Annotated in this window: 10 protein-coding genes; all 10 read left to right on the top strand. The window is 68.6% G+C overall.

All coding sequences use genetic code 11. The features are described from left to right. The first annotated feature begins 20 nt into the window (after nucleotides 1-20). The 10 genes from ACNQS7_RS17205 (at nucleotide 21) to ACNQS7_RS17160 (ending at nucleotide 13,767) form a co-directional block, all read left to right on the top strand. On the top strand, nucleotides 21-1,640 hold the full coding sequence (locus tag ACNQS7_RS17205) for a PPE family protein (RefSeq protein ID WP_418013466.1): 1,620 nt from the start codon (nucleotides 21-23) through the stop codon (nucleotides 1,638-1,640). A gap of 123 nt (nucleotides 1,641-1,763) precedes the next feature. Beyond that, nucleotides 1,764-2,660 (top strand): class I SAM-dependent methyltransferase, encoded by an 897-nt coding sequence (locus ACNQS7_RS17200; protein WP_418013465.1) that lies wholly within the window; start codon nucleotides 1,764-1,766, stop codon nucleotides 2,658-2,660. Nucleotides 2,661-2,752: 92 nt separating this feature from the next. Beyond that, complete coding sequence (locus ACNQS7_RS17195) at nucleotides 2,753-4,195, top strand: PPE family protein (protein WP_418013464.1); 1,443 nt, start codon at nucleotides 2,753-2,755, stop codon at nucleotides 4,193-4,195. A gap of 214 nt (nucleotides 4,196-4,409) precedes the next feature. After that, nucleotides 4,410-6,272: a type VII secretion AAA-ATPase EccA gene (gene eccA / locus ACNQS7_RS17190; RefSeq protein WP_418016032.1), complete on the top strand. Its 1,863-nt coding sequence runs from the start codon at nucleotides 4,410-4,412 to the stop codon at nucleotides 6,270-6,272. Continuing rightward, nucleotides 6,269-7,867 (top strand): type VII secretion protein EccB, encoded by a 1,599-nt coding sequence (gene eccB / locus ACNQS7_RS17185; RefSeq protein ID WP_418013463.1) that lies wholly within the window; start codon nucleotides 6,269-6,271, stop codon nucleotides 7,865-7,867. The genes eccA and eccB overlap by 4 nt, the downstream gene beginning before the upstream one ends. Then, nucleotides 7,864-11,868, top strand: a complete 4,005-nt coding sequence (gene eccCa, locus ACNQS7_RS17180) for a type VII secretion protein EccCa (RefSeq protein WP_418013462.1) — start codon at nucleotides 7,864-7,866, stop codon at nucleotides 11,866-11,868. Before eccB ends, eccCa begins: the two co-directional genes overlap by 4 nt. Beyond that, on the top strand, nucleotides 11,865-12,173 hold the full coding sequence (locus ACNQS7_RS17175; RefSeq protein WP_055580203.1) for a PE family protein: 309 nt from the start codon (nucleotides 11,865-11,867) through the stop codon (nucleotides 12,171-12,173). The genes eccCa and ACNQS7_RS17175 overlap by 4 nt, the downstream gene beginning before the upstream one ends. A gap of 102 nt (nucleotides 12,174-12,275) precedes the next feature. Further along, complete coding sequence (gene esxG / locus ACNQS7_RS17170; RefSeq protein WP_055580202.1) at nucleotides 12,276-12,569, top strand: type VII secretion system protein EsxG; 294 nt, start codon at nucleotides 12,276-12,278, stop codon at nucleotides 12,567-12,569. A 27-nt stretch (nucleotides 12,570-12,596) separates the two neighbouring features. Further along, the gene (locus tag ACNQS7_RS17165) at nucleotides 12,597-12,887 is read left to right on the top strand and encodes a WXG100 family type VII secretion target (RefSeq protein ID WP_055580201.1); all 291 of its coding nucleotides are present in this window, start codon (nucleotides 12,597-12,599) and stop codon (nucleotides 12,885-12,887) included. A 10-nt stretch (nucleotides 12,888-12,897) separates the two neighbouring features. Beyond that, nucleotides 12,898-13,767: an ESX secretion-associated protein EspG gene (locus ACNQS7_RS17160; RefSeq protein ID WP_418013461.1), complete on the top strand. Its 870-nt coding sequence runs from the start codon at nucleotides 12,898-12,900 to the stop codon at nucleotides 13,765-13,767. Nucleotides 13,768-13,820 lie beyond the last annotated feature (53 nt).

Here is a 13,820-nt window from a genome sequence, read left to right as displayed (position 1 = left end):
GCGGCAGAGGGGTGTTCGGCATGGCCACGTTGTGGATGGCAGCGCCACCAGAGGTGCACTCGACGCTGCTGAGTAGCGGGCCCGGCCCTGGCGCGTGGTTGGCGGGAGCCGCAGCGTGGTCGGCGCTCAGCGTCGAATACACCGAGGTCGCCGACGAATTGCTGGCGTTGTTGGCCGCCGTTCAGGGTGGGGCCTGGGAGGGGCCGACCGCGGCGCAGTATGTCGCCGCACACCAGCCGTATCTGGCGTGGCTGACGCAGGCAGGCACCATCAGTGCGGACGCCGCCGTCCAACACGAGACCGCGGCCGCCGCTTACACCACAGCCCTGGCGGCCATGCCGACGCTGGTCGAGTTGGCGGCCAACCACGCGATACACGGTGTGCTCGTCGCAACCAACTTCTTCGGGATCAACACCATCCCGATCGCCCTCAACGAAGCCGACTACGCGCGGATGTGGATCCAGGCGGCCACCACCATGGCTACTTACGACGCGGTGTCGAGTGCCGCCGCGACGTCGGTTCCGGCGACTGCGCCCGCTCCCGAGATCGTGGCGGCCGAAGACGACCACGGGGACGACGATCACGATCACGAGGAAGACGGGGACCACGACCACGGGGACGATCACGACCACGGCGAAGACGGCCACGAGGACCACGACCACGGGGACCCGACCCCGCTGGACTACCTGATCGCCGACGTGTTGCGCGCGGTGACCGGTGGGCAGATCGACTGGGATCCCCTTGAGGGCACCCTGAACGGCATCCACATGCACGACATCAGCGACGCCACCCAGCCCATCTGGTGGGTCGCGCGTTCTCTGGAGTTCGGCCAGCAGTTCGAGACGTTCGTCCAGCAGCTGTTCACCAATCCCGCGGGCGCGATCGAGTACGTCGTCCAACTCGCCGAATTCGACTGGCCCACCCACCTGGCCCAGCTCGTACCGCTGTTGCAATCCCCGCAGTTGCTGTCCTTCGCGGTGGGCGGCGCCGTCGCGAACCTGGGCGCGGTGAGCGGCTTGGCCGGGCTGGCCGGACTTGGGGGCATACCGCCGGCGACAGTCGCGGCGGTCGTGCCGCCGGTCGCTGCCGCGGCACCTGCCCTCGCCGTCGCCGGACCGGCTCCCAGCGTGGTGGCCTCGGCGGCCCCCGCCGCGCCGGCGCCGACGACGGTGACCGCGACGAGCACGGTGACCAGCGTCGGGACGGCGCCGCCGGCCGGTGGGCCCGCCGGCGGCTTCGGATTTCCCTATCTGATCGGCGGTGGGCCTGGCATCGGGTTCGGTTCCGGGATGAGCGCCAGTGCCGCTGCCAGCAGGAAGGCTTCGGAGCCCGACCTTGCCGCGGCGGCGGCTGCTGCGGAGGCGCGTGAACAGGCCCGCGCGCGCCGCCGCCGGCGCGCGGCGATCCGGGACCACGGCGATGAGTTCGCCGATATGAATGTCGGCGTCGACCCCGACTGGGCAGCGCCCCCGGGGTCGTCGGCGTCGGAAGCCGGTGCCGGGAGATTCGGTTTCGCCGGTACCGTGCGTAGAGAATCCGCCGGCGATGCGGCGGGACTGACCACGCTGACCGACGACGACTTCGGCGGCGGGCCGAAGGCGCCGATGCTGCCCAGCACCTGGGGCATAGCCGGGTCCTGACGGCGGCGACCCGCGGCGCCCGGCTGCGCCGCGCTTGCGATCGGCGAGTCCCCGTTGGCGGCGACCCGCGGCGCCCGGCTGCGCCGCGCTTGCGATCGCCGCGGGCCGCGTAGGGTCGGTTGAGTGCGAAGCGAACGCGACAGCTGGGACATCACAACGAGTGTCGGATCGACGGCGCTTTTCGTCGCCACCGCGCGGGCCTTGGAGGCCAAGAAGCCCGAGCCGCTGGTCGTCGACCCGTACGCGGAACTGTTCTGCCGGGCCGTCGGCGGATCCTGGGCCGATGTGCTGGACGGCAACGCCCCCGACCATGAGCTGCTCAGCGACGACTTCGGACAGCACTTCGTCAACTTCCAGGCCGCCCGCACCAAGTACTTCGACGCGTATTTCCAGCGCGCCGCGGCTGCGGGAGCGCGGCAGGTGGTGATCCTGGCCGCCGGCCTGGATTCGCGGGCCTACCGGTTGCCGTGGCCGGACGGAACCACCGTTTACGAGCTCGACCAACCGCAAGTTCTCGACTTCAAGCGGGAGGTGCTGGCCGAGCACGGCGTGCAACCGCGTGCCCAGCGCCGCGAGATCGCCGTCGACCTCCGCGACGACTGGTCGGCGGCTCTGCAGGACAATGGCTTCGATCCCACCCAGTTCTCCGCCTGGATCGCCGAGGGGCTGCTGATCTATCTGCCGGCCGCCGCGCAGGAGCAGCTGTTCACCGGCATCGACGCGCTGGCCAGCCTCGGTAGCCACGTCGCCGTCGAGGACGGTGCCCCGATGCCCGCCGACGAGTTCCAGGCCAAGGTCGAGGAAGAACGCGCCGCCGCCGAAGAGCGCCCGTTCTTCCAATTGGTCTACAACGAACGCTGCGCCCCGGCCGCCGAATGGTTCGGCGACCACGGCTGGACCGCTATCGGCACGCCGCTGAACGACTACCTGCGGGAGGTCGGTCGGCCGACACCCGATGCCGACTCCGAGGCGGCGCCGATGTTCGCCCGTAACACCCTGGTGAGCGCCGCCAAGCCGTAGCTCCGTCGGCGCGATTCTATGAGTCGCAAAAGAGCTTCCTATACATAGGGAACTTTTCCCGATGTCTGTCCGACCTATTCTCTGTGCCGGTAGTGCCGTGGGGGGCCTTGCCGCCCGAGGTCCATTCGGCCCAGCTCAGCAGCGGGCCCGGACCCGCGGGCTGGCTGGCGGCGGCCCAGGCGTGGCACTCGCTGAGTGCCACGTACGCCTCCGCCGCCGACGAACTCATCAGTGTCCTGGGTGCGGTGCAGGCCGACGCGTGGGATGGGCCGACTGCCGCGCGCTACGCGGCTGCTCATCTGCCGTATCTGCAGTGGCTGCTGCGGGCCGGCGCGCACAGCGTTGACGCCGCGGCACAACAGGAATCAGCTGCGGCCGCCTACGCCGCGGCGCTCGCCTCGATGCCGACTCTGGTCGAACTTGCTGCCAACCACGTGGTGCACTCCGCGCTGGTCGCGACAAACTTCTTCGGGATCAATACCATTCCCATCGCGCTCAACGAGGCCGACTATGTCCGGATGTGGATTCAAGCCGCCGACACGATGACCGCTTACCAAGCGGTCACCGACGCGACGATGGCGTCGGTGTCGCCGGAGGAGGCGGCGCCCCCGATCGTCGCCCAGGAGGACGGCGACGAAGGCGATAACGGCGACGGGATCATCGACAACGACGGTGGCGACCCGACTCAGCCGAGCTGGTGGGTCAACCGGGTCACCGAGGTCACCCAGACGGTGGCCAGGGATCTGGAGGAATTTCCCGAGAATCCGTCCGCGGCGATCTCAGAGCTGGAGAACGACCTGCCCCTGCTGCTGGCCGACGAGATCGATCACGTCGGTGAGGTGATCAGCACCTTTCCGCAGTTGCAAACTCTGGTCCCACTCGCGCTCGCAGCGCCGCTGGGCGGCGCCGGGTTCGCCGGGGCGGCGGGGCTGGCCGGCCTGGCCGCCATCGCGCCCGCCCCTGTCACGGTGCCCGCGGCCCCCGCTGCGCCGGCCGCCAACCTGCCCTCCGTCGCGAGCTCACCCGTCCTTTCCGCCACGGCTCCAGCTCCGAGCCCGACGCCGTCCCCGTCGTCACCAGCGCCCGCGGCCGCGACTCCGCCACCGGCGACGGCGCCACCGGCCCCACCCGGCGCAGGACCTGCCCCATTTCCCTATCTGGTCGGCGGGCCGGGCGCCGGATTCGGATCGACGACGGGTTCCATAGCCCGGCGCACGGCGGTTGCGCCGGATCAGGCCGCGGCGCCGGCAGCGGCCGCAGTGTCGCAACGCGGTCAGGAGCGGGCGCGCCGGCGGCGCCAGGCGACCCTGCCGGACCGGGGTTACCGTCACGAATTCGTGGACTCGGAATCCGAGCCGACGGCCGCGGGAGCGGGCACCATCGGCTTCGCCGGGACGCTGCCCCGGGGCTCTATCACCGACGCGGGAGGCCTGGCGAAGCTGACCGACGGTGGGCTGGGAGGCGCAACGGGGGCGCCGATGCTGCCCCACACCTGGGCGCCTGACGAAGAGAGACCTGACCCCCGGTGTTGTTAATGAAAACCATATTCAGTAAGCTTCAGTACCCTGGCCCCCCGTTGTTCTCTGTAGCGGAAAATGCCCAGGTCAAAGGCTTTCAGGCAGGAGTTCGAGTGATAAGTCGCGCGGAACGGGCCGCCTCGACAGTTAGCTTAGGGAATGCTAACTTCGTGAGGCTAACCTCAGGCGGAATTCGCCAATGGCGACCTTGACTTCAGGAGACGGCGCGGGCGTGGAACGCGGTGACGGCGGTATAGCGGGCATGCTGGCGGCAGCGCCCCGAGCATCCCGGACAGACGGCAGAGTAGACGGGGATGTCGTCAGCAGGTTTGCCACCTGCTGTCGAGCGCTCGGTATCGCGGTCTACGAGCGGCAGCGACCGGCGGACCTGAGCGCGGCGCGCTCCGGCTTCAGCGCGCTCACCCGTATCGCCCACGAGCAGTGCGACGCGTGGACGGGCCTGGCCGCCGCCGGCGACACGTCCAAAAATGTGCTCGAGCAGGTGTCGCGGACGGCCGCCACGGCCGGGGTGTTGCAGCGCCAGGTCGAACTGGTGCCCGGGGCACTCGGGTTCCGCTATGACACGGGGCTCTATCTGCAGTTCCGGGCCACCACGCCCGACGACTTCCACCTCGCCTATGCGGCTGCACTGGCTGCAGAACGTCAGTTCGCGGTGGCCGACGAGATCGTCAACCGCATCAGCGAGCGTCGCCCCAAGTTGCGCGAGGCCCGCTGGATCTCCGTCGTGATCAACTATCGCGCGGAACGCTGGTCGGACGTGGTCAAGCTGCTCACCCCGATCGTAAATGACCCCGATCTCGACGAGGCCTTCGCGCACGCGGTGAAGATCACCCTGGGCACCGCGCTGGCCCGGCTGGGCATGTTCGCTCCGGCGTTGTCGTATCTCGAAGAGCCCGAGGGCCCGATCGCCGTCGCCGCGGTCGACGGTGCGCTGGCCAAGGCGTTGGCGCTGCGGGCGCACGTCGACGAGGAAGCGGCCAGCGAGGTGCTGCACGAGCTGTACGCGGCCAACCCCGAGAACGAGGAGATCGAGCAGGCGCTGTCCGATCCGAGTTTCGGGATTGTCACCACCACCGCGGCGCGCATCGAGGCCCGCATCGACCCGTGGGACGCCGAAACCGAACCCAGCGACGCGGATTTCGTCGACCCGGGCGCGCGCGAGCGCAAGGCCACGCTGCTGGCCGAGGCCGAGGTCCAGCTCAACGACTTCATCGGTTTGGACGAGGTCAAGAACCAGGTGTCGCGGCTGAAGAGTTCCGTCGCGATGGCAGTGCTGCGCCAGCAGCGCGGCCTCACCGTCGCCCAGCGGACCCACCACCTGGTGTTCGCCGGCCCGCCCGGGACGGGAAAGACCACGATCGCCCGCGTCGTCGCGAAGATCTACTGCGGGTTGGGGCTGCTGAAGCGGGAGAACATCCGCGAGGTGCATCGCGCGGACCTGATCGGCCAGCACATCGGCGAGACCGAGGCCAAGACGAACGCCATCATCGACAGCGCCTTGGACGGCGTGCTGTTCCTGGACGAGGCGTATGCGCTGGTGGCCACCGGAGCCAAGAACGACTTCGGACTGGTGGCCATCGACACGCTGTTGGCGCGCATGGAGAACGACCGCGACCGGTTGGTGGTCATCATCGCCGGGTACCGGGCGGACCTGGACAAGTTCCTCGACACCAACGAGGGGCTGCGGTCCCGGTTCACCCGCAGCATCGACTTCCCGTCCTACCAGCCGTCCGAACTCACCGAGATCGCGAATCTGATGGCGCAGCAACGGGACAGCGTCTTCGAGCAGGCCGCCCTCGATGACATGCAGCGGCTGTTCACCCACCTGGCCGAGACGTCGTCGCCCGACAGCAACGGCATCGCGCGGCGCAACCTCGACATCGCCGGCAACGGCCGGTTCGTCCGGAACGTGGTGGAGCGCTCGGAGGAAGAGCGCGAATTCCGGCTCGACCATTCGGAGCAGGCCGGTACGGGTGAATTCACCGATGAGGAACTGATGACGATCACCGCACAAGATGTCGGCAACACCGTCGCACCGCTGCTGCGCGGTCTGGGACTGTCGGTGCCGGCATGAGCAAGACCGAGTACGACGACGAGCGGGACGAGCGGCGTTCCTTCGCCTCCCGCACGCCGGTCAACGAAAACCCCGAGCAGGTGCACTACCGCCGCGGTTTCGTCACCCGCCATCAGGTGACCGGCTGGCGGTTCGTCATGCGCCGCATCGCTTCGGGAATTGCGTTGCACGACACCAGGATGCTGGTCGAGCCGCTGCGTACCCAGTCGCGCGCCGTGCTCATGGGTGTGCTGCTGCTGGTCACCGGATTGCTTGGCTGCTTTGTGTTTTCGTTGATCCGGCCCAACGGGCAGGTGGGTAACAACACGGTGCTGGCCGACCGATCCACCGCAGCGCTGTACGTACGCGTTGGGGACCAGCTGCACCCGGTGCTCAATCTCACGTCAGCCCGGCTGATCGCCGGCCAGCCGGTCAACCCGACGACGGTGAAAAGTGCTGAGCTGGACCGCTTCCCGCGAGGCAACCTGATCGGCATTCCCGGTGCCCCGGAGCGCATGGTGCAGAACACCTCTCGCGACGCCGCCTGGACGGTGTGCGACGCGGTCAGCGGCCAGCCCGGGCGCGGCGCCCGCAGCACGGGCGTGACGGTGATCGGCGGGCAGCCCTACAGTGACGGTTCGCGCGCGGCCGCGATCAGTGCCGGCCAGGCGATCCTGGTCGATAACGGGAACAGCGCCTGGCTGCTGTGGGACGGCAAGCGCAGCCGGATCGATCTGGCCGACCACGCCGTCACCAATGCCCTGGGTCTGGGTACCGACGTGCCTGCGCCGCGGCCCGTCGCAGCGGGTCTGTTCAACGCGATCCCCGAGTCGCCGCCATTGGCCGCCCCGATCATCCCCAATGCCGGCGCGCCGGCCGGCTTTGCGGCGCCCGCGCCGATCGGCGGGGTGGTGGTGTCCTTTGCGGTGGACCGCAGTGCGTCGGACACCGTTACCTACTACGCCGTGTTGCCCGACGGTCTGCAACCGATCTCACCTGTGCTGGCGGCCGTCCTGCGCAACACGAATTCGTATGGGCTGCAACAGCCGCCGCGGGTGGGTGCTGACGACATAGCCAGGCTGCCGGTGTCGCGGATGCTGGACACCGGTCGTTACCCGGCGCAGCCCGTGACCCTGGTCAACCCGGCCAGCAATCCGGTCACCTGCGCATTGTGGAGCAAGCCCGCCGGGGCCGCGACCAGCTCGCTGAGCCTGTTGTCGGGATCCGCACTGCCGGTGCGTGACGGGCTGCGCACCGTCGAACTGGTCGGCGGCGGAGCCAAAGTAGCGCTTGCTCCGGGCACCGGATACTTCACCCAGACAGTGGGCGGAGGGCCGGCGGCGCCGCCCACCGGGTCGTTGTTCTGGGTCTCCGACACCGGGGTCCGATACGGAATCGACAACGAGTCCGACGGCCGCCCGGGAGCCACCGGTCGCAGCAAAACGGTTGACGCCCTTGGTCTCGAGTCGCCACCGCTGGGCATTCCGTGGTCGATCCTGTCCTTGTTCGCACCCGGTCCGACACTGTCGCGCGCCGATGCGCTGCTGGCGCATGACGGCCTGCCGCCCGACAGCCGGCCGGGCCACCCGGTAACCGCCGAAGGGGAGCCCCGATGAGCAGACTGATCTTCGAGGCCCGTCGGCGGCTGACGCCGCCGAGTGCCCGGAAAGGCACCATCACCATCGAGGCGCCGCCGGAACTGCCCCGGGCGATTCCGCCGTCGCTGTTCCGGCGCGCGATGCCGTACCTGATCGGGATCCTGATCGTGGGCATGATCGTGGCGTTGTTCGCCACCGGCATGAAGGTGATCTCCCCGCAGACCTTGTTCTTCCCGTTCGTGCTCCTGTTGGCCGCCACCGCGCTGTACCGGGGCAACGACAACAAGATGCGCACCGAGGAGGTAGACGCCGAACGGGCCGACTATCTGCGCTACCTCTCGGTGGTGCGGGACAACATCCGGGCCCAGGCGGCCGAGCAGCGCGCCGCGGCACAGTGGTCGCACCCGGCGCCGGAGGCGCTGTCCGCGGTGCCCGGGTCCCGTCGCCAGTGGGAGCGCGACCCGCACGACCCGGACTTCCTGGTGCTGCGGGCCGGGCGCCACTCGGCGCCCCTGGCCACCGCGCTGCGGGTTAATGACACGGCCGACGAGATCGACCTGGAACCGGTGTCGCACAGCGCATTACGCAGTCTGCTCGACACCCAGCGCACGGTTCGCGACATACCCACCGGCATCGACCTGACCAAGGTCTCCCGCATCACCGTGCTGGGGGACGCCGGACAGACCCGGGCCGCGGTGCGGGCCTGGATAGCCCAGGCGGTGACCTGGCACGACCCGACGGTGCTCGGCGTGGCGCTGGCCACCCGCGACCTGGAGGGCGACGACTGGTCGTGGCTGAAGTGGTTGCCGCACGTCGACGTCCCGGGTCGCCTCGACGGCGTCGGACCGGCCCGCTATCTCACCGACGATGCCGACCTGTTGGCAGATCTGCTCGCGCCGGCGCTCGACGACCGCCCGGCGTTCACCGGCCGTCCGGTAGATGCGTTGCGGCACATGCTGATCGTGGTGGACGACCCCGACTATGACCTGAACGTCTCGGCGCTGGGGGCGGGCCGCGCGGGCGTCACCGTCGTGCAGTTCTCGGACAAGGAGCCGCACCGGGAACAGTACTCCGACCCGGAGAAGCCGATCCTGCGGGTCGTGGGCGGCGCCATCGAACGGTGGCAGACCGGTGGCTGGCAACCGTACATCGATGCCGCCGACGAATTCAGCGCGCACGAGGCCGCCCACCTGGCCCGCCGGTTGTCGCGCTGGGATTCCAACCCGACGCACACCGGCCTGCGGTCGGCGGCTACCCGCGGCGCCAACTTCACGACGCTGCTGGGTATTTCGGATGCGTCGCAGCTGGACGTGCCGGCATTGTGGGCGCCCCGAAACCGCGACGACGAGTTGCGCGTCCCGATCGGCGTCACCGCCACGGGTGAGCCGCTGATGTTCGACCTGAAGGACGAGGCCGAAGGCGGTATGGGCCCGCACGGCCTGATGATCGGTATGACAGGTTCCGGCAAGTCGCAGACCCTGATGTCGATTCTGTTGTCGCTGTTGACCACTCACTCGGCGGACCGGCTGATCGTCATCTACGCCGACTTCAAGGGCGAGGCCGGGGCCGACAGCTTCCGCAATTTCCCGCAAGTCGTTGCCGTCATCTCGAACATGGCCGAGAAGAAGTCGTTGGCCGACCGGTTCGCCGACACCCTGCGTGGCGAGGTGGCCCGGCGCGAGATGCTGCTGCGCGAGGCCGGACGCAGGGTGCAGGGCAGCGCTTTCAACTCGGTCACCGAGTACGAGAACGCTCGCGACTCGGGAGCCGACGGCACATTCGACCTGGCGCCCATCCCAACGCTTTTCGTGGTGGCCGACGAGTTCACCCTGATGCTCGCCGACCACCCGGAATATGCCGAGCTGTTCGACTACGTGGCCCGCAAGGGCCGCTCGTTCCGCATCCACATCCTGTTCGCCTCGCAGACGCTGGACGTCGGGAAGATCAAGGACATCGACAAGAACACCTCTTATCGGATCGGTCTGAAGGTGGCCAGCCCCAGCGTCTCTCGCCAGATCATCGGTGTGGAGGACGCCTATCACATCGAGTCGGGCAAGGAGCACAAAGGCATCGGGTTCCTGGTGCCGGCCCCGGGCGCGGCCCCGATCAAGTTCCGGTCTACCTACGTCGACGGCATCTACGAACCGCCTCAGGCTGCAAAAACCATGGTGGTGCAATCCATTCCGGAGCCCAAGCTGTTTCCCGCCGGAGCTGTCGAGCCGGATCCCGGCACTGTTGTCTCCGGAGTCGATGAAGACGAGCCCATCGGGCCGCCGCGCAAGCTGATCGCCACCATCGGCGAACAGCTGGCCGGCTACGGGCCGCGGGCGCCGCAGCTGTGGCTGCCGCCGCTGGATGAGCCGATCCCGTTGACGGGGGCGCTGGCGCGCGCCGGTGTGCCGCCCCGGCAATGGCGCTGGCCGCTCGGTGAGGTGGACAAGCCGTTCGAGATGCGACGCGACCCGTTGGTCTTCGACGCCACGTCCTCGGCCGGCAACATGGTGATCCACGGTGGCCCCAAGTCCGGGAAAACGACTGCGCTGCAGACGTTCATCCTGTCTGCCGCCAGCCTGCACTCGCCGCGCGACGTCACGTTCTACTGCCTGGACTACGGCGGGGGTCAGCTCCGCGCCCTGGAGGGTCTGGCGCACGTCGGAGGCGTGGCAACGGCACTCGAGCCCGAACGCATCCGCCGCACGTTCGGCGAACTGGAGCAGTTGCTGCTGGCCCGCCAGCGCCGGGAGGCGTTCCGGGACCGGCAAGGCAACGGGCACGCCAACGGATCGGTCACCAACGACGGCTTCGGTGAAGTGTTTCTGGTCATCGACAACCTCTACGGCTTCGGCCGCGACAACGTTGACCAGTTCAACACCCGGAACCCGTTGTTGGCGAGGGTGACCGAGCTTGTCAACGGCGGTCTCGCCTACGGCATCCACGTGGTGATCACAACGCCGAGCTGGCTGGAGGTGCCGCTGGCGATGCGCGACGGCCTGGGGCTGCGACTCGAGCTCAAGTTGCACGACGCCCGTGACAGCAATGTCCGAGTGACGGGAGCCCTGCACCGTCCGGCCGAGGCGATCCCGCACGACCAGCCGGGGCGCGGCCTGACCATGGCCGCCCAGCACTTCCTGTTCGCCGAACCGGAATTGGACCAGATACCCGTGATCAACGCGCGCTACCCGGGCCAGACGGCGCCGCCGGTGCGGTTGCTGCCCACCAACCTGGCTCCGGAAGCCGTTGGCGCGCTGTATCGGGGTCCGGAACAGATCGTGATCGGCCAGCGCGAAGAGGATTTGGCGGCGGTGGTGCACGACTTCGCCGAGCATCCGCTGCTGATGGTGTTCGGGGACAGCAAGTCCGGCAAGACCACCCTGTTGCGTCACATCATCCGCACGGTCCGGGAGAACTCGACCGCCGACACGGTGGCCTTCACGGTGCTCGACCGTCGCCTGCATCTGGTCGACGAGCCGTTGTTCCCGGACAACGAGTACACCGCCAACATCGACCGGATCACTCCCGCGATGATGGGGCTGGCCAACATCATCGAGTCACGCCGGCCGCCGGCGGGCCTGTCACCGGCTGAGCTGTCGCGGTGGAGCTACCAGGGTCACACGCACTACCTGATCATCGACGACGTCGACCAGGTACCCGATTCGGCCGCCGTCAGCGGGCCCTACGTGGGACAGCGCCCCTGGACCCCGCTGATCGGCCTGCTCGGTCAGGCCAGTGATCTGGGGTTGCGGGTGATCGTCACGGGCCGTGCATCCGGGTCGGCGCACGCGTTGATGACCAACCCGTTGCTGCGCAGATTCAACGACCTGCAGGCGACCACCCTGATGCTGGCCGGCAATCCGCAGGACAGCGGCAAGATCCGCGGTCAGCGGTTCAGCCGGCTGCCGGCGGGCCGCGGAGTCTTGTTGTCCGACAGCGACACCCCGACATTTCTGCAGTTGGTCAATCCGATGGTCGGTGCGGCCGCGTTATTTGGTGATACGCAACAGGAGGGAAGTCAGTCATGACGTTGCGAGTGGTTCCGGAGGGACTGGCCAGTGCCAGCGCCGCGGTCGAGGCGCTGACGGCGAGGCTGGCTGCCGCGCACGCCAGCGCGGCGCCGTTGATCACCGCGGTTGTTCCGCCGGCTGCCGACCCGGTGTCGCTGCAGACCGCCGCCGGCTTCAGCGCGCAGGGCCAGGAACACGCAGCCGTTGCCGCCCAGGGTGTCGAGGAGCTGGGGCGTGCCGGCGTCGGCGTCGGTACCGCCGGTGCCAGCTACCTCGCCGGTGACGCGGCGGCCGCGGCGACCTACGGGATGGCCGGCGGCTGATGAGCTCCCGGGGCGTGGGGCCGAGAGGAAGGGGGAGCCGGAAGTCAGCGAGATGACTTGCCGAGCAGGGAATTCTGATTCAAGACAAGGGAAGGAAGATTTATGAGTTTGTTGGATGCTCACATTCCGCAACTGGTGTCGTCGCAGTCGGCGTTCAGCGCCAAGGCGGGGTTGATGCGGCACACGATCGGTCAGGCCGAGCAGGCGGCGATGTCGGCGCAGGCGTTCCACCAGGGCGAGTCCTCGGCAGCGTTTCAGGCTGCCCACGCCCGCTTCGTGGAAGTAGCGGCCCGGGTCAACACCCTGCTGGACATCGCGCAGGCCAACCTGGGTGAGGCCGCGGGCACTTACGTCGCCGCCGATGCAGCGGCCGCGTCGTCCTACACCGGTTTCTGAGCCCGGCTTCGAAGGAAAGGATTGATCATGTCGCAGATCATGTACAACTACCCGGCCATGCTCGCGCACGCGGGGGACATGTCGGGCTACGCGGGCACCTTGCAGGGCCTGGGCGCCGACATCTCCGCCGAGCAGGCCGCGCTGCAGAACGCCTGGCAGGGTGACACCGGGGTGACGTACCAGGCGTGGCAGGTGCAGTGGAATCAGGCGATGGAGGACCTGGTGCGTGCCTACCAGGCGATGGCCAGCACCCACGAAGCCAACACCATGTCGATGATGGCCCGGGACGCCGCCGAAGCCGCCAAGTGGGGCGGTTAGCCGCAGCTAGATGGACGCTTCGCCCAATGCCGTTGAGCTGACGGTAGATCAGGCGTGGTTCATCGCGGAAACCGCGGGGGCGGGCAGCTTTCCATGGGTGCTCGCCATCACCACGCCGTACCGCGATGCCGCGGAACGAACCGCGTTCTTCGACCGTCAGGCCGAGGAGCTGACCCGGATGGGAGTGATGACGCCGGGCAATTCGGGCGGTGTCATCAACCCGGTGATCGCCGGCTGGATCAAAGTCGTGTGCTTCCCGGACCGGTGGCTCGACCTGCGTTACGTGGGGCCCGGTTCGGGGACCGACGCCGGCGACATGCTGCGCGGCATCGTCGCGCAGCGTGCCGGCGCCACCGTGGTCGCGCTGCGCAGCGCCCAGCTGGTCACCTTCACCGTGATGGACATCGACGACCCCAGGGCGCTGGTTCCGGTGCTGGGCGTCGGGCTGATGCAACGGCCGCCGGCCCGGTTCGAGGAGTTCAGCATGCCGACCCGGGTGGGCGCCCGGGCCGACGAACGGCTGAGGGCCGGCGAGCCGCTGACGGAAGTCCTTGACTATCTGGGGATTCCCAACTCGGCGCGCACGGTGGTGGAGTCCGTGTTCACCGGTCCGCGCAGCTACGTCGAGATCGTGGCCGGGTGCAACCGCGATGGCCGGCACGCCACCACCGAGGTCGGCCTCAGCATCATCGACACCACCGCCGGGCGGGTTCTGGTCAGTCCCTCCCGGGCGTTCGACGGCGAATGGGTTTCCACGTTCAGCCCCGGAACACCGTTCGCGACCGCCGTCGCGATCGAACAACTCACGTCCTTGCTGCCGGGTGGGGACTGGTTCCCCGGCCACCGGTTATCGCGAGACTTCTCCACCCAGAGTTCATAGCAAGCAGAAAGAGAGCACGATGTTCCAGCAACGGCCCCAGCAGCTTTGGTGGG

It is taken from the genome of Mycobacterium sp. 23 (assembly GCF_048287075.1).
In the GTDB taxonomy this organism is placed as follows: domain Bacteria; phylum Actinomycetota; class Actinomycetes; order Mycobacteriales; family Mycobacteriaceae; genus Mycobacterium; species Mycobacterium gordonae_B.
The sequence above is the reverse complement of the archived record's forward strand: the minus strand, read 5'-3'. Positions and strand labels throughout refer to the sequence as shown.